The sequence below is a fragment of the Vibrio sp. Isolate30 genome (assembly GCF_022397975.1).
Taxonomy (GTDB): domain Bacteria; phylum Pseudomonadota; class Gammaproteobacteria; order Enterobacterales; family Vibrionaceae; genus Vibrio; species Vibrio fortis.
Genome location: NZ_JAKEUS010000005.1, coordinates 1 through 16,613 on the forward strand (window position 1 = coordinate 1; position 16,613 = coordinate 16,613).

A 16,613-nucleotide genomic window follows, 5' to 3' on the forward strand; every position below is an offset into this window, starting at 1 on the left:
CGCTCGACGCCGTTATCGTTCCCCGAAGGTTCAGATAACTCGTTTCCGCTCGACTTGCATGTGTTAGGCCTGCCGCCAGCGTTCAATCTGAGCCATGATCAAACTCTTCAATTTAAGATTTTGTCGACTCAATGAATACTGATTACATTACATAGTAATGTTGAATTGACTGTGCCGAATCTTACGATTCGAATTGGTCACTCAGTTCATTGAAATCAAKKTGAWWCCKAAGWWTCAWTTTTGATATTCATCAACGAGTGCCCACACAGATTGATAGGTTTAAATTGTTAAAGAGCTTACTTCTAAAGTTCCGCTTGGAGCCTCTCGAAGTGGACGGCCATTCTAGCGAATTAGCTTTCAGTGTCAAACACTTTTTAGCGCTAATTTTTCAAAGCATCTTAAATGCTTAATACCGTCTTAGTTGCTTCGTTCAAACCGCTTGGTTATCCCTGACAACGGAGGCGCATTATAGAGACAAATCCGATCTGCACAAGAGGTAAATCCAAATAAAATCACATTTCCGCTCCGTTCGAACACAAAGCAAACAAAACGCACAAAATAAAAGCGAACCAGCCCATTTTTCTTGGTTCGCTCTTTTAATTACTCTGATTTTTATTGATGAGCAACGATTCGATCGTTATGAACTAGAAGCTGGACTTTTTTATCCGGATTGACCTTTCCAGCCAATATTGCTTTCGCTAACGGGTTTTCAACACTCTGCTGAATCGCGCGTTTCAATGGTCTTGCACCGTAAACTGGGTCAAAGCCTACTTGAGCAATCAGATCTAGTGCTTTATCTGACACCTCAAGCTCATAGCCATTATCCTCCATTCGCTTACTCAAGTGTTTTAGCTGTATAGAGGCAATTGACTTAATGTGTTCTTGTCCTAGTGGATGGAACACCACACTTTCATCAACACGATTTAAGAACTCAGGACGGAAATGCTTACTCACCACTTCCATCACTTCATTCTTAATTCCTTGATAGTCCAACGCCGCAAAGTTTTCTTGGATTCGAGAAGAGCCTAGATTCGACGTCATAATGACAACTGTATTTCTAAAATCGACAGTTCGACCTTGTCCATCAGTTAAACGGCCATCATCAAGCACCTGAAGTAGAATATTGAATACATCAGGGTGCGCCTTTTCCACCTCATCTAGCAAAATCACCGAATATGGCTTACGTCTTACGGCTTCTGTTAAATAGCCACCTTCTTCATAACCCACATAACCGGGAGGAGCACCAACCAAACGAGCCACCGAGTGTTTCTCCATGAACTCAGACATATCAATCCGAACCATAGCGTCATCACTGTCGAACATAAAGTTAGCTAGAGTTTTACACAGCTCGGTTTTACCCACACCCGTTGGACCTAAGAATAGGAATGAGCCAATAGGTTTATTTGGATCAGACAGGCCTGCTCTGCTTCGACGAATCGCATTAGCTACCACTTCTACTGCTTCAGCCTGACCAATGACGCGCTTATGCAGTACTGACTCCATTTGCAGTAGCTTCTCTTTCTCAGCCTCAAGCATTTTGGAAACAGGAATACCGGTTTGCTTCGACAACACTTCGGCAATTTCAGTATCCGTAACTTTGTTTCTAAGAAGCGTCATTTCTTGCATTTCAGCTTGAGTAGCAAGATCTAACTGTTTCTCCAATTCAGGAATACGCCCGTACTGAAGTTCAGACATACGGTTCAAATCACCAGCACGACGAGCAAAGTCCATATCCATACGAGCCTGTTCTAGCTCTGACTTAATATGTTGGGTGCCAGATAGTGCTGCTTTTTCTGCATTCCAGACTTCTTCTAACTCAGCAAACTCGCGCTCTTTATCAAGCAATTCGTTTTCTAGAGTTTTCAGACGCTTTTCACTGGCATCATCATTCTCATTTGTCAGCGCCTGCTGTTCAATTTTAAGTTGGATGATTTTGCGTTCTAGCTTATCCAGAGATTCAGGCTTGGAGTCGATCTGCATACGGATACTTGATGCAGCTTCGTCAATCAGGTCGATAGCTTTATCCGGTAACTGGCGGTCCGAGACATAACGATGTGACAGACTTGCCGCTGCTACTATCGCAGGGTCAGTAATCTCAACATGGTGATGAAGCTCATAACGTTCTTTCAGACCACGTAAGATTGCCACTGTGTCTTCAACTGTTGGTTCATCCACCAGCACTTTTTGAAAACGACGCTCTAGTGCAGGATCTTTCTCAATATACTGGCGATACTCATCCAAGGTAGTTGCGCCAACACAGTGAAGCTCACCACGAGCTAATGCCGGTTTGAGCATGTTGCCGGCATCCATTGAGCCTTCGCCTTTGCCGGCACCAACCATGGTATGAATCTCATCAATAAAGAGGATGATGTTACCCTCTTCTTTCGATAACTCATTGAGAACCGACTTTAAGCGCTCTTCGAATTCACCACGATACTTAGCGCCAGCGACCAGCGAGCCCATATCAAGAGACAACACGCGACGACCACGCAGACCTTCAGGTACTTCATTATTAATGATGCGCTGAGCGAGACCTTCAACAATCGCTGTTTTACCAACACCTGGCTCACCGATGATGACTGGGTTGTTCTTGGTACGACGTTGCAGTACTTGAATGGTGCGACGAATTTCGTCATCACGACCAATGACAGGATCGAGCTTACCTTGCTCCGCGCGCTCAGTAAGGTCTACCGTAAACTTCTCCAAAGCTTGACGCTTATCTTCTGCGTTTGGATCATCCACTTTCTGACCACCGCGAATCTGCTCGATAGCTTGAGATAGCTTTTGCTCGGTTAAGCCAAGCTCTTTCAACAAACTACCCAGAGGGCCACGGTCTTCAATTGCTGCCAGTAGGAAGATCTCTGAAGAGATGTAGGTGTCTTGACGCTTTTGAGCTACCTTGTCACACATGTTAAACAAGGTACCCATTGCACTTGATAACTGTACATCACCACCAATGCCACTCACTTTTGGCACGCGGTCAAGGATCTCGCTCAATTTAGAGCGCAGCTGAACCACATCAATATTCAACATGGTAAGTAACGGACGAATCGCACTACCATCTTGATTTAACAACGACACCATTAGGTGTACAGGTTCGATATATTGGTGATCACGACCTAATGCGAGAGACTGAGCATCAGATATCGCAATTTGAAATTTACTGGTGAATCGATCGAGACGCATTCCAACCTTCCTACTTATAGATATGTTTATCTTATGAATAGAAGATGGATACGGTATCGGTCATTTTCAAGGGGAAAGGAGTGAACTATCACGCAGAAAGTTCACTGTTTTTAAATCAATCTAACCAGATGAAGGTGGCTTGACGACCTGTTACTCCATCGCGGCGATAAGAGTAAAAGTTATCAGGGTCAGCAAAGGTACATAGGTTACTATCAAATACTTGTGACACACCAACATTCGCAAGGCGTTGGGTTGCTAAGTGAGACATATTAGCCAGCCACTTCTGCGTATTTGGTTTTGCACGAAACGCCTGTTCAGCCTTTGCATCGAAACCAACAAACGCTTCCAGAACATCTTGCCCCACTTCGAAGGCGTCTTGACCAATTGCAGGCCCTAACCAAGCCAATACAGGATTGCTGTCATCAATATTTGTGAACTTCGCTACGGCGTTTTCGACAATCCCACCAGCTAAACCACGCCAACCGGCATGAACCGCAGCAACTTGTGTACCCTTACTGTCAGTTAACAATACTGGCAGACAGTCCGCAGTCATCGCAGATAACACCACACCTTGTTGAGTTGTAAAACTGCCATCTGCATCAAGCACCTCAGATGTTGGCTCAAAGACTGACACAACATCCGTTGAATGAGTCTGGTTAAGCCAAATAGGTGCGCTAGGCATCTTAGATTGTTGCTGTAACCAGTCTCTATTCTTATTTACCAAGTTAATGTCATCCCCAACGTGGCTGCCCAAGTTCAGACCTTGGTACTGAGCTTGTGAAAAGCCATTGACTCGAGTTGAGGCAAAGGCTTTTACATTATTAGGCGCATTCCAATTCGGGATAATCATCGTCATGGTTAGATGTCGTCTTCTTTGTTGTCTCTTGCGTCAACGCGCAGCGCTTCTGCCATCACAATCATATCTTGAGGAACAGGAGCGTGGAACTCCATCTCTTCACCTGTGATTGGGTGCTCAAAGCGAAGCATTACCGCGTGAAGTGCTTGACGATCGAATGAACGAATCATTTGAGTTAGCTCTTCAGATGCACCTTTTGGAATACGAGCACGGCCACCATAAGCAAGGTCACCAAGAAGTGGGTGCTGTAGGTAAGACATGTGTACACGGATTTGGTGAGTACGGCCTGTTTCTAGGCGTAGACGAATACGCGTGTGCTCACGGAAGTGCTCTGCAACACGGTAGTGAGTAATCGCAGGTTTACCCAACTCGTTCACTGCCATTAATGTACGTTTAGTTGAGTGGCGACCAATTGGCTTTTCAACCATACCACCAGCTGTCATTTTACCAATCGCAATCGCCTCGTATTCACGAGTAATGCGACGCTTTGATAGAGCACGAACTAAACGAGTCTGCGCTGGTACTGTTTTCGCAACCACCATTAGGCCAGTTGTGTCTTTATCAAGACGGTGAACAATACCGGCACGCGGCACTTCTGCGATTTGTGGGTAGTGGTGTAGGAGCGCGTTTAGCACGGTTCCATCCGGCGTACCTGCACCAGGGTGAACAACAAAATCACGTGGTTTGTTGATCACTAATAAATCGTCATCTTCGTAAACGATATCCAAAGGAATATCTTGTGCTTCCCAGCGCTCTTCATCTTCAAGTTCAGCTTGTAAGATGATCTCTTCGCCACCCATAACCTTGATTCGAGGTTTAGTAACAACTTCGCCATCCACTTGGATTTTGCCGTCAAGAAGCCACTCTTTAATACGAGAGCGAGAGAAATCGGTAAAGAGTTCAGCGACAGCTTGGTCTAAACGTTGACCTAACTGGCTGCTTTTTACTGTGTCTGTTAATGTGATCTGCTGAGCCATATCGAACTTTTTTAAAAACCGTGAGACTAATACCCATTAGTATGGATAAAATAGATTAATTGCATCATTGTATCTGTTACTGGTTAGAAAGTAACGGAAGCGAACAAAATATTTAAATTCAAGGAATCGACGCCTGACATGAAACACCTCACTTTATCGGGTCTATTGGCCGTATCACTGTTGGTTGGTTGTAGTAGCAGTGAAGAGATCGTCCCAGATGTACCGCCATCGGTTCTCTATTCTGATGCACAAGAATCTCTACAAAGTGGTAGCTGGTTATCTGCGATTGAGAAGCTAGAAGCTCTAGACTCCCGTTACCCATTCGGCGCGTACTCAGAACAAGTACAGCTGGATCTGATCTACGCCTACTACAAGAACGACGACCTAGCGCTAGGATTGGCGACTATTTCTCGATTCTTACGTTTAAACCCAACGCACGAAAAGCAAGACTGGGTTTTGTACATGCGTGGTCTAACACACATGGCACAAGATCGTAACTTCATGCACGACCTGTTCAACATCGATCGTAGCGATCGTGACCCTGAGCCTGTGAAGCTTGCTTTTGCTGACTTTAAAAAGCTACTAGAGCGCTTCCCAACAAGCCCTTATGCTGAAGACGCGCAGAAACGTATGTTTGCATTGAAAAACCGTCTGGCCGATTACGACTTGGCCACCGCTGATTTCTATCTGCGTCGCGAAGCGTGGATTGCAGCAATCAACCGTACACAAGAGCTACAGAAGACTTACCCTGATACAATTGCGGCACGCAAGTCTCTAGAGATTCAGCTAGAAGCGTATAAACAACTTGGTCTAGAAGACGCAGTAGCAAGAACAGAAAAATTGATTGAGCTAAATCCTCTTCCTTAATCAAATCTCAACGTTTGTTAGAAAAGCACATCCATTGCGATGTGCTTTTTTTTGGACTGCGTGTTGTAAATCTTGATGAATTAACCAGCGAAAGGTATCTTTAATAAATAACCATTAACAAAACATCAACATGGAGCGTGGATGTGAGCAGGTTGTTATTACTGATTTTGATGGTGGTCTATGTCCCCATCTCAAATGCCTTAGAATTATCTCCCTTGAGCAATGAGCCTTACCAAGGCGATCTAGATACGCTCAGCAATAAGGGAATGGTCCGAGTGCTGGTTGCCGCAGATTTAGGTTTCTATTTTATTGAAGATGGTAAGCCGAAAGGCATCATTGCAGAGATGCTTTATCACTTTGAAAAGAGCCTAAGAAAGAAGTACCCATATATTAATGTGCAGATCATTCCTGTTCAGCGCGATGATCTCCTTCCTTCTCTACAATCGGGGCACGGTGATGTGGCGGTTGCTAATCTCACCATCACCGAAAAAAGACTGCAAGTCATCGACTTCTCAGATCCCATGATCAAAGACGGTAAAGAGTTAGTGATCACTGGCAACAGCGAAACTCCCCTTAAAGAGCTATCTCAATTAAGCGGAAAAGAAGTGTGGATTAGGGCAAGTTCAAGTTACTTTGAAAGCGTTCAACGCGTGAATAAAGAGTTGGACGAGATGAATCTCCCACCACTGTATGTGCATTTTATCGAAGAGACACTGCAAGATTATGAGCTGATCGAAATGGTCAACCAAGGCTATATTCAAGCAACGATACTCGATAGCCACAAAGCCAAATTGTGGACTAACGTAATGGACAACATACAAGTCCATCATGACCTGCCGCTGCGTGAAAACAGCCAGATAGCTTGGGCACTGCGTAAAGAGAGCCCAATTCTTAAAAGGGAGCTCAACAAATATGTCCGCCAAGCCCGCAGTGGAACCTTATTGGGGAACGTAATCTATCAAAAATACATCGACAATACGCGCTGGTTAAGCCGAGCAATGAATCCAAACAAGGTTGACCGCGTAGCCAAGCTATCGGGCGTATTTGAAAAATACTCAAGTCGCTATGAGTTCGACCCATTGATGATGTCCGCACAAGGATTTCAAGAATCTGGGCTTGATCAAAGCCGTGTCTCTCACAAAGGCGCAATTGGCGTGATGCAAGTACTGCCTAGTACCGCGAGAGACAAAAACGTTAACATCAAGAACATTCATAAGGTCGACAATAATATCCATGCAGGCGTGAAATATATGCGCTTTATTAAAGATCGCTACTTCGATGACCCGGATATTTCACCCGATAATCAGCTCTACTTTACTCTAGCGGCCTATAACGCTGGCCCAGCGAAAATCCGTAAAATGCGCTATCTGGCTAAAAAACATGGCTACGACCCGAATGTCTGGTTTAACAACGTTGAGATCATGACGAGAAAATATGTTAGCCGTGAACCAGTAACCTATGTCACGAACATCAATCGTTACTTTGTTATCTATAAACAGCTAGAGGCGATTGGCGCAATACGCGGAATTGGCCCCACTGCCGCGAACAAGCCCAAATAGATAAAGATACCGATAATACGAAGTGAACTATCCTGCGTGTAAATTCGGTGTCGAAATGTTAACTCGTAAAAACGAAAAGCCGCTTGAGATGACACCCAAGCGGCTTTTTCAATTTGGCAGATTATCAAGGGAAAACCTTGGTGTGACCTTAATCACAAAAAACCAGTGTTCAATTATTCACCGCACACCTTTTAAAGGCTGTACGATTTCCCTAAAAACTGAAGTAATTTTTAGCGAACCCTTGGTTTCAATTTATCCTTTTTATTATTGATAACAAGCATTTTTCTCGAAAAATATAACAATTTATGCGTGAGATCACATTTGATTTTAATCCTAAAAAACGCCCACCAAAAGACGATCTATATCACATTTTTTCCCGTTTAAAAACGTAATCTGGAGTTAACCCATGAGGGATACAACAGAGGAAAACTTCTATGAAAATGAACATCACTGGTAAGAATATCGATATCACCTCTGCAATCCGTGAGCACATAGAAAGTAAATTTAAGAAGTTAGAAAAATGGCAAGTAGACATCATCGGCTGCCAAGCAAGCTTTAGTGAAGAGCCTAACAAGAAGAAGAAATTTGAAGCGGTCATTACCGTACCAAAAGGCAAGCTTGTTGCTTCATCCATCCACGATGACCTGTACGTTGCCGTTAATGAGGTAGAACAAAAATTAGAACGACAACTGAATAAGCTAAGACACAAACCTGAAGCTCGCCGAGCTGAAAAGCCTCAAATTGAAGAGCTAGAAGCTGAAGTAGAATAATAGAAATAAAAGGATTCGAAGATAGCGCCAATACGGCGCTATTTTTTTGCTTGACGCTGGTAGCTCGCTTGCTTATTGTGTTTAAACATTCAAAAAACAAACCATTTTTATGCATATTCAAACTCTGTTTATTTTTGACTTCTTTTTCCTTCCGTAAACCGGAGGCTAAGTCGTTTTAGAAAAACAAGTCAAAAACGAACAGAAAGCCTCCCACTCAAGGGAGGCTTTTTTATAAGGACACATTTATGACTGACCAACCCATTTCGCTTGATGAAATTCGCCTTCGCTTAAATGATCTTGATGATCAGCTGCTAAGCCTACTGTCTGAACGTCGCAAACTCAGCATTGAAGTGGCTAAAAGCAAGGTAGAGACATCAAAGCCAGTTCGAGATGCCGTTCGTGAACAACAGCTACTCGTTAAGCTGATCGGTAATGGAAAAGAAAAGTACGACCTTGATGCGCAATACATCACTAAATTGTTTCACACCATCATCGAGGACTCAGTACTCCTTCAGCAGTCTTATCTACAGAACCTTGCTAACCCGCAAAGTCGTAAACCTCTAGCGCGTGTTGCTTTCCTTGGTGCTAAAGGCTCATACTCGCACCTTGCAAGCCGTGAATACTTCAGCCGACGTAACACCGAACTCATCGAGCTCAACTGCAGCCATTTCAAAGAGGTCACATCGACGGTCGAATCTGGTCATGCTGACTATGGTGTGCTTCCTATTGAGAATACCAGTTCAGGCTCAATCAACGAGGTATACGACCTACTTCAGCACACAACGCTTTACATCGTGGGTGAGCTTTCACAACCGATTGAACACTGCTTAGTCGCCAAAAACGATATTCGTTTAGAAGACATTACGACCCTTTACTCACATCCACAGCCGCATCAGCAGTGCAGTGAGTTCTTAAGTCGCTTGAAAGGCGTCACGTTAGAGTCTTGTGCGAGCACGGCTGACGCTATGAAGAAGGTTAAAGACCTTGACGACGACACTGTGGCAGCGATAGGCAACTCTTCAAGTGGTAAACTTTATGGCCTTCAGCCAATTCAAGGCAACATCGCAAACCAAACTGAAAACCATACTCGCTTCATCGTAGTAGCACGTAAGCCTGTTGAAGTTTCAACTCAGATCCCAGCGAAAACAACGTTGATCATGTCGACGTCGCAAGAAGCTGGCTCTCTAGTGGAAACACTACTGATTCTACAGCGCTACGGTATCAACATGACCAAGCTAGAATCACGTCCTATTATGGGGAACCCTTGGGAAGAGATGTTCTATGTGGATCTAGAGGCACATCTAGACTCAGACAACATGCAACAGGCGATAACTGAACTAACAACCATTACGCGCCACCTGAAGGTTCTAGGTTGTTATCCAAGTGAGAATATTAAAGCGACACAAGTTAAGCTTCCGTAGCTTGTAAACCCAAGCTTGCAAACAGTAAGTTTGTGAACAATCAGCTTGTTAACAAAATGCGTATTTAGTTAAAAAATAGAATAAGTAACTACTGACTTATTAGTATAGAAACCGTACAATAACCTCATTACGAGGTGATGTATGCGCGTTCTGTCTTTATTAGTGAGTGGCTTACTTATTCTATCTTTGCCATCTTTTACACAGGCAAAGAGCAACCCGATCCTTACAATCTTCAATTGGCAATACTACCTTTCTGATCACGTCATCGAACTCTGGGAGAAAGAGACAGGTGTCACCATCAAATTGGTGTACTTCGACAGCGACACCAAACGCGACCGAGTCATCAACCAACTAACACGTAATGACATTGATATTGCGATTCTAGACGAAGTCTCCGCGCGCAACTTTTCTCGACAAAATAGACTCAATAAGCTCAGTGATAATCCCCTGATTACTAACCAGTCTTACATTCCTGAATTATGGCGCAATCAATGTGGTGAATATAGCATCCCTTACTTTTGGGGCACTATCGGTCTTATCTACCGTAAAGATGTCTTCCCCGAACCACCGACCAGCTGGAATGAAATCCTGATACCAAAGCCAGAACATCAAGGGCACTTGGTGATGCAAAGCGACTATATTGACTTGTTGCTGCCGTCACTGTTTGTGCGTGGCGTATCAGCCCATACCACCAATAAATCTGTGCTGAAAGAGGTTTATCAAGAGCTAGTAGCGCAAGTCCCTTATGTCAAAACTTATGAATATCTGCTGACCTACGTAGAGCAAGATCCGTCGAGAGCAAAAGACATCCACCTTTCAATGGGTTACAGCGGCGACGAAGCCACCTTGCAAACTTTTACTCCAGACTATGAATGGGGCTTCCATGTTCCCGATGAAGGGACGATTCTTTGGGTTGACTGTCTTGCCGTACTTAATAGTGCACCTAACCCTGAATTAGCAGCTCGATTCTTAAATTTCCTACATCGTCCAGATATCGCAGCGCTCAACGCTCTCGACTTATCAATGCCGACCACCAACAGCCAAGCTCATCAGCATGTGCCGCCCTACGAAAAGCAGCACTTAGCCCTCTACCCTGATCAAAGCTTGCTCCAAAAAGCGCAGTTCTACTCGACGTTGATTAACACATCAATGACCCTTCGTAATCGAATCAGTCATGCCGTTATCCAGCAACATAGGAAGCTTACACAAAGTGATTGATTGACCTAGCAATCAGTCTCATAGATTTTTTCTTAGATAAATAGCGCAAAACAAAGTGCTTGAGAAACCATGGAAATAACCGTTGAAGCCTGTTGTTTTTGTTTTGCTTTCTGAGTTCTATACTCAGGGCAACACACTGTTCCGTTCACAGGAAATCAATAACAATAGTGCAATTGATAGAAGGCTCACTCCAATTAACATAAACTTACTAACTAAAATCATTAATAATGTTGTGAAAAGTCATGAAGCTCAGCACTAAAATATTACTTCTCATAACGCCTGTTATTCTGTGTAGCGCAGCCGCGTCGAGTTACATTATTTATACTACGCAGAAAAATAGCTTCATTAAGCGTGAAGACAACGCTCTCCAGCTCAGTATGGAAAAGCTGGCTGGGCACTTTCGTCAATCTCGCTCTTTTCTTAATAGCTACTCTTACACTCTAACCAAAAGTGACATCATTAAACGCTACTTCTTGGTCGGTGATAATCCTTATCGTGAGCTTGAGCTTATCGATAACCTGCAGCAAACCATTCAACTGCTGCAAGATGGCAACGAGAGCTTTACCGGATTGGCCATACTAGACGGCAACCGTAACCTAAATTACTACGCCGAAAACAGCAGCGATCCATTTGCCGAAATGGATCCTAAAATCATCAAGTTTATCAACGACAAATACCTCGAAACCTCTGCGACATCCAACATCAGTTACACTCAAAACTCACAAGGTGAAGGGATGTTGGTGCGTTATGAGCTTCTCGATAAACGTACAATATCGACACCACTTAGCTACCAACTTGACGACGTATTTTTTGTGGTGGTGTCGGTCTCTCTAGACAAATTCAATGCACTGAGAAAGCAAATTGAGTTTGAGTATCAAACTAGCCTATTTTTTACATCCGCTCCTGTTGCACCGGAAAGTGATTTAACTCAGTCAGTGAAACTGGCACCAGGCCTCTATGTCACTGTAGACCCAGCCAAATTTTTGCTCGACAACAAGTTACGCTCTATATGGAATGAGATCAGTTTCTCTTTTGCTTTATCAGCCTTAGTTACCGTTATTCTGTTGCTTATGCTGCTATCTCGCAGTGTGACCAACCCGATCGCACGCTTAGATCGCCAACTACAACAAGTTGAAAAACGCCAACGGAAGAACATAGAGCCTCAAAGCAGTAATGATGAGATCGGTCGTCTGTCTGAGCGTTTTTACGATATGTATCAAGAACTAGACGATACATACCAGCAAACAAAAATACTGGCTGAGAATGATCCTTTAACTAAAATCGCTAATCGTCATCAATTTCAGTCATTCGTCGAACGAGCACTACCAGAGACCAATACCACCAGCAATACGTGGATTCTCTATCTGGATCTCGACAATTTTAAGTTCGTGAATGACAAGTATGGACATCAAATCGGAGACTCTATTCTGATCGCTTTTGCAGAGCGAATCACGGCGCTATGTCGCGAGTATCAGACACGCTATTTCGCCAGCTGCATGCCTGCTCGCCTGTCTGGCGATGAGTTCGTGGTTTTCATTAACGCCCCCGCTGTTTCAGGAGATATTGAACGCTCTTTCTCAGAACAACTGCTTACGCCCTTGCGACAAGGGTTCGTCACTCATTCTGGTAGTTTTCCGATTACGGTGAGCATTGGTGTTGCGACCTACCCTAATGACGGTATCAACATAGAGAAACTACTATCGAGTGCCGACACTGCGATGTATCAAGCCAAACGGGCGGGGAAAAATCAGTCGGCTTACTATTCACGTGATTTGGACGCGGTAATACAACGTCAGGCCAATATCGAACGAGCATTGCGTGAACAAAACTACAATGATGAGTTCAAGCTTGTCTATATGCCTTATGTGAGTGCGTTGGGTAACAAGGTGGTAGGCTTTGAGGTTCTACTTCGTTGGCATTCAAAGCAGCTTGGTTTTGTGCCACCAGATGAGTTCATCCCCATTGCTGAGCAAACCGGGTTATTTGAGCAAGTCGACAAATGGGTCATTGAGCACGCTTTTCGTGATTTTGAACAACTGCAATCCCAGTTTGAACATCCTGTGCAGCTATCAATCAATCTATCCTCTGCAGGCATTGCTAGCACACACTTGGCAGAGTTTATTGATTGTCATGCTGATGTGCACAATATACCTCCATACCTCATTGATTTTGAGATCACAGAAACATTCGAATCGGGTTCTCAAGAGTTCCCTCTACTCAACGAATTATCTCGAATGGGTTATATGTTGGCGATCGATGACTTCGGTTCCGGCTTTACTTCGATAACTCAGTTGGTTCAATACCCAACTCAGAAAATAAAACTGGATAAGGGCTTCTTGGAAACCTTGATTGAAACGGACAATCAGAACATAGTAAAACCTATTATTGAGTTGTGCCATGCGCAAGGTAAACAAGTAACGGCAGAAGGCATTGAAACCCAAGCCATGCACCAGTGGTTACTTGAAGCAGAGTGTGATCTACTGCAGGGCTACTATTTTGGTAAACCAATGCCTCTCGAAGAATTAGGAACTTGGTACAAGCATCATCAAGTTCAATATACGGCACTCTCACCACAACCATTGACAGAACCTAGATAAGAAAACTATGAAAACAGTCACTATCGCGTCACTCAACCCGGCTAAAATCAACGCGGTGAAAAGTGCTTTTGAAGCTGCTTTCCCGCAACAAGAATTTGACTTCAAGGGCGTTAGCGTCGCAAGCGGCGTTGCTGACCAGCCCATGAGCAACCAAGAGACTTATCAAGGCGCGATCAACCGAGTCCACAATGCTGCACAAGCTATCCCAAATAGCGATTTTTATGTCGGCTTAGAAGCGGGGATTGAAGACAATGTGACCTTCGCGTGGATGGTCATTGAGTCTAACGGCCAACGAGGAGAATCTCGTTCAGCGAGCCTAATGCTGCCACCTCAAGTCATTGAGAAACTTGCCCATGCCAATGAGCTAGGTGATGTTATGGATGAAGTATTTGGTACTGACAATATCAAACAGAAAGGTGGCGCTATTGGACTGCTTACGCACAACCAACTCACGCGCAGTTCGGTTTACCACCAAGCACTGATCTTGGCTCTCATCCCATTTGTAAACCCAGAACACTTCCCAAACCATTAAAGCTAAACTGGTAGTGTGAATAGCCAAATTGTAGAAAGTAAAAACGCTAGCCGAGGCTAGCGTTTTTTAGGTTGTGCTGACGGATAAATATCATTACTTCAGCAACAACTGAGCAATCTCTTGCTTCTCTTGTTCCGACTTAGCTTTAAGTTCATTCGAACCGCGAGTGATGGTAGCAACACCAACACCTAACATCTGGCTGATTTGTCGCTGCGAAAGATCGCCCTTCATTAATTCACAAAGGATGTTCACTCGAGCAACCAAAGCTTCACGCTCATCAGGGGTCATCATCATGGTCAGTAAGAGTTCATGCTGTTCGTTTTCAGCGGCAATCTTTACTAAATCCATCAACTCTTGCCAATTGCTGTACTCTGGTTGTGATGCCATATCCCTACACTTATCTCTTGTTGTCATTCTATTTAAACAAAGGCAGACGCGCTGCGACTGCCTTTTAATGTATACCGAAACCCTATAGTGAATCCAATTTAAAAAAGAACTCCAACTGATTTTGGCTTAGTGGTTAATACTTTGCGTCACGCTCATGAGCAGCCAAGAACTGCCCTTGCTCACCCAAAATATCTCGGTAGTAGGTTTCAAACATCAAGATATTTTGTACATAACCGCGCGTCTCCTTGAACGGAATCATCTCGATAAAAGCAAACACATCCAGTTTACCTTCACTACGAGAACGCCACTGCTTCACTCGATGAGGGCCCGCATTGTAAGCCGCAAGAGCAAAGATACGATTGTTGTCGTATTGATTCAGCAAGCCATCAAGGTAATGACTACCAATCTCGATATTCTTGCCAACATTATACAAATCATCGCGCCCTTGATACTTAAGCTTGTACTTTTTAGCCGTGTACTTAGCCGTTGCTGGCATAATCTGCATTATCCCGCGAGCGCCCACTGGAGATTGCGCCTCGCTATCCAATGCACTCTCTTGACGCGCTAACGACATCAAGGTCACCGGGTCAATGTCATGCTTCTCAGCGTAGAAGTTGAACCACCATTTATGAGCAACTGGGAAGCGCAGTTCCAAGTTATCCCACATCTTGGCAGAAATACTCGCAGTGACGGTGAGATGGTTCCAGCCTTGGCGAGAGGCATAGGCAGCCAGCATCGACTTCTGCTCTTTGTTTGCGTTTGCTAACAACCAGCGCCACTCACTCTTCGCGGCAGCGATTTTATCGCGCGTGATCAGCTCATCAATTCGCACCAAAGCGGTATCAAATGGCTTCACAACTTTCGCGTTGTACGTCAATGACGACGTTTCGTAGTGTACAGGTTTATTCAGCTGTTTTGCCGCGGCCACGCTGTAGAAGTTACGCTGACCAAGAATATCGGTGAGTCGTTGCGTTCCTTCTGCTTCTTGACCAGTAGCTAGCTCGGCGCGCCCACGCCAGTACTGCCAACGAATCGAATTTTGGTGGTTATCATCGAGCTTGCTAATCCAGTGTTGCAAACCAGTCCAATCTGCGTGTTGGATAGCAAGGCGAGCACGTCGCTCGATCAGTACCTGTTTGGAAGAAGTTTCTATTGCTTGATCTCGCCAAGCCATCATCTCTTCAGAGTCAGTATTGATTAGGCGAAACGCAAGATAATCAGCCAACTGCTGAGCTTGCTCTTTTGAGAACTTCTGGCCATCAATGACTTTATCAAAGGCCTTCTGTGCCGCTTTAGCATCTTTGCGTGCCAGTTTCTGGAAACCTAGCTCAGTCTGCTTTTGATAGAACTCGTTCACCTTGTGTTTTTTAGCAAAGTCCGCCACGCTCTCTGGCTTGCTAAAAAGGGCTTTCATCTCTTTGCCTTGCTTGGCTGCCTTGTCGCTATCAAACTGCTTTAAAAGATAATTCATTAGCTTGCCGTTGCGCTGCTCAAAAGCCAGCAACAACCTTTCAAGAATCAGCTCATCGCTGCGCAGGCCAGCTTCATCCCACGCTGAAAACAGTGGGTCACAACTATCGTCGATCCCCTTCCCGCTAAGCCAAAGCTGTTTTGCCCCCTTATAAGCCAAATCATTATTGCCTTGCTCATAATGGGCTCGGTAATAGATACATTGGTACTTTTCACCTACAGGCTCTTGCGTTTGAAATTCAAGAATCGTTGACCACTTTTCCTGAGACTCTAACGAAGCCAAGTAAGGGGCTCGAATCCGACTAGAAAACGGAAGCGCACGATTGTCGTCGATAAAGGCTTCGACCTCTTGCGGAGTTCGCTGTCCCAAATCAATCAGAAACGCTCGATAATCCGTGTATGGCGTTAACGGATACGTTTGAATTTTGGTGCGCAACTTGGCGTAAGCCTTAAGGTCACGCTTATCTAAAATATCTTGAGCTTGATCGTAAGTATCACGCTGCATTTCTAGCTCAGAAGCTCGGCTCGCCAAAGCTTCAGGAGCCAATAGAATAGAAGGCAAAATCACTGATGCAGCAACAGCAATTTTTCTATTGAAAAGTCGGAAAAACATTCGCTCTTTCCTTAGTGCGTGTTTGAATACGTGAAGGCTATTTACGCCCTACATCACATCAAATGTAAAGAGTTTGAGTGTAAATATTATTAAAGTTTAACACTTCACCTCAAAAGCGTTTGAAATCTGCTTTTAGTGAGAATTTTGACAATTAAAAGCC

The 16,613-nt window shown here is 44.2% G+C and carries 12 protein-coding genes, 1 rRNA gene and 1 other annotated feature; of the genes, 7 read left to right on the top strand and 6 right to left on the bottom strand.

Features of this window, described 5'->3' with window-relative positions; translation table 11 throughout:
* The 4 genes from L1D60_RS13575 to rluD form a co-directional block, all read right to left on the bottom strand.
* Positions 1-114: ribosomal RNA gene (locus L1D60_RS13575) — 16S ribosomal RNA — on the bottom strand; the annotation flags it as partial.
* A 498-nt stretch (positions 115-612) separates the two neighbouring features.
* The gene (gene clpB / locus L1D60_RS13580) at positions 613-3,186 is read right to left on the bottom strand and encodes an ATP-dependent chaperone ClpB (RefSeq protein WP_239841516.1); all 2,574 of its coding nucleotides are present in this window, start codon (positions 3,184-3,186) and stop codon (positions 613-615) included.
* Positions 3,187-3,301: 115 nt separating this feature from the next.
* Positions 3,302-4,042: a peptidoglycan editing factor PgeF gene (pgeF, locus tag L1D60_RS13585; RefSeq protein ID WP_239841517.1), complete on the bottom strand. Its 741-nt coding sequence runs from the start codon at positions 4,040-4,042 to the stop codon at positions 3,302-3,304.
* A 2-nt stretch (positions 4,043-4,044) separates the two neighbouring features.
* A complete protein-coding gene (rluD, locus tag L1D60_RS13590; RefSeq protein WP_239841518.1) occupies positions 4,045-5,019 on the bottom strand; it encodes a 23S rRNA pseudouridine(1911/1915/1917) synthase RluD in 975 nt (324 codons plus the stop codon).
* Between the two features lie 138 nt (positions 5,020-5,157).
* Here rluD and L1D60_RS13595 point away from each other — a divergent pair, with 138 nt between their 5' ends.
* The 7 genes from L1D60_RS13595 (at position 5,158) to yjjX (ending at position 13,983) form a co-directional block, all read left to right on the top strand.
* Complete coding sequence (locus tag L1D60_RS13595) at positions 5,158-5,886, top strand: outer membrane protein assembly factor BamD (RefSeq protein WP_239841519.1); 729 nt, start codon at positions 5,158-5,160, stop codon at positions 5,884-5,886.
* Between the two features lie 137 nt (positions 5,887-6,023).
* On the top strand, positions 6,024-7,445 hold the full coding sequence (locus L1D60_RS13600) for a lytic transglycosylase F (RefSeq protein WP_239841520.1): 1,422 nt from the start codon (positions 6,024-6,026) through the stop codon (positions 7,443-7,445).
* 434 nt (positions 7,446-7,879) lie between these two features.
* Entirely contained in the window at positions 7,880-8,215 is a 336-nt protein-coding gene (gene raiA, locus L1D60_RS13605; protein WP_032553202.1) for a ribosome-associated translation inhibitor RaiA, read from the top strand.
* Positions 8,216-8,326: 111 nt separating this feature from the next.
* Positions 8,327-8,448 (top strand) — a sequence feature (Phe leader region).
* 12 nt (positions 8,449-8,460) lie between these two features.
* Complete coding sequence (gene pheA, locus L1D60_RS13610; RefSeq protein ID WP_239841521.1) at positions 8,461-9,636, top strand: prephenate dehydratase; 1,176 nt, start codon at positions 8,461-8,463, stop codon at positions 9,634-9,636.
* Positions 9,637-9,777: 141 nt separating this feature from the next.
* The gene (locus L1D60_RS13615) at positions 9,778-10,854 is read left to right on the top strand and encodes a spermidine/putrescine ABC transporter substrate-binding protein (protein ID WP_239841522.1); all 1,077 of its coding nucleotides are present in this window, start codon (positions 9,778-9,780) and stop codon (positions 10,852-10,854) included.
* A gap of 242 nt (positions 10,855-11,096) precedes the next feature.
* On the top strand, positions 11,097-13,451 hold the full coding sequence (locus L1D60_RS13620; protein ID WP_239841523.1) for an EAL domain-containing protein: 2,355 nt from the start codon (positions 11,097-11,099) through the stop codon (positions 13,449-13,451).
* A gap of 7 nt (positions 13,452-13,458) precedes the next feature.
* On the top strand, positions 13,459-13,983 hold the full coding sequence (gene yjjX, locus L1D60_RS13625; protein WP_239841524.1) for an inosine/xanthosine triphosphatase: 525 nt from the start codon (positions 13,459-13,461) through the stop codon (positions 13,981-13,983).
* A 93-nt stretch (positions 13,984-14,076) separates the two neighbouring features.
* Here yjjX and trpR read toward each other — a convergent pair whose 3' ends face one another.
* Together trpR and sltY are read right to left on the bottom strand one after the other, a co-directional pair.
* Positions 14,077-14,370 (bottom strand): trp operon repressor, encoded by a 294-nt coding sequence (gene trpR, locus L1D60_RS13630; protein WP_239841525.1) that lies wholly within the window; start codon positions 14,368-14,370, stop codon positions 14,077-14,079.
* Positions 14,371-14,503: 133 nt separating this feature from the next.
* Positions 14,504-16,453: a murein transglycosylase gene (gene sltY / locus L1D60_RS13635; protein WP_239841526.1), complete on the bottom strand. Its 1,950-nt coding sequence runs from the start codon at positions 16,451-16,453 to the stop codon at positions 14,504-14,506.
* Between the last annotated feature and the right edge of the window lie 160 nt (positions 16,454-16,613).

Excerpts from the sequence above, each read along its gene's own strand:
- clpB (WP_239841516.1), bottom strand. The coding sequence starts at position 3,186 with ATGCGTCTCGATCGATTCACCAGTAAATTTCAAATTGCGATATCTGAT.
- pheA (WP_239841521.1), top strand. The coding sequence starts at position 8,461 with ATGACTGACCAACCCATTTCGCTTGATGAAATTCGCCTTCGCTTAAAT.
- pgeF (WP_239841517.1), bottom strand. The coding sequence starts at position 4,042 with ATGACGATGATTATCCCGAATTGGAATGCGCCTAATAATGTAAAAGCC.
- yjjX (WP_239841524.1), top strand. The coding sequence starts at position 13,459 with ATGAAAACAGTCACTATCGCGTCACTCAACCCGGCTAAAATCAACGCG.
- sltY (WP_239841526.1), bottom strand. The coding sequence starts at position 16,453 with ATGTTTTTCCGACTTTTCAATAGAAAAATTGCTGTTGCTGCATCAGTG.
- rluD (WP_239841518.1), bottom strand. The coding sequence starts at position 5,019 with ATGGCTCAGCAGATCACATTAACAGACACAGTAAAAAGCAGCCAGTTA.
- L1D60_RS13620 (WP_239841523.1), top strand. The coding sequence starts at position 11,097 with ATGAAGCTCAGCACTAAAATATTACTTCTCATAACGCCTGTTATTCTG.
- raiA (WP_032553202.1), top strand. The coding sequence starts at position 7,880 with ATGAAAATGAACATCACTGGTAAGAATATCGATATCACCTCTGCAATC.
- trpR (WP_239841525.1), bottom strand. The coding sequence starts at position 14,370 with ATGGCATCACAACCAGAGTACAGCAATTGGCAAGAGTTGATGGATTTA.
- L1D60_RS13615 (WP_239841522.1), top strand. The coding sequence starts at position 9,778 with ATGCGCGTTCTGTCTTTATTAGTGAGTGGCTTACTTATTCTATCTTTG.
- L1D60_RS13595 (WP_239841519.1), top strand. The coding sequence starts at position 5,158 with ATGAAACACCTCACTTTATCGGGTCTATTGGCCGTATCACTGTTGGTT.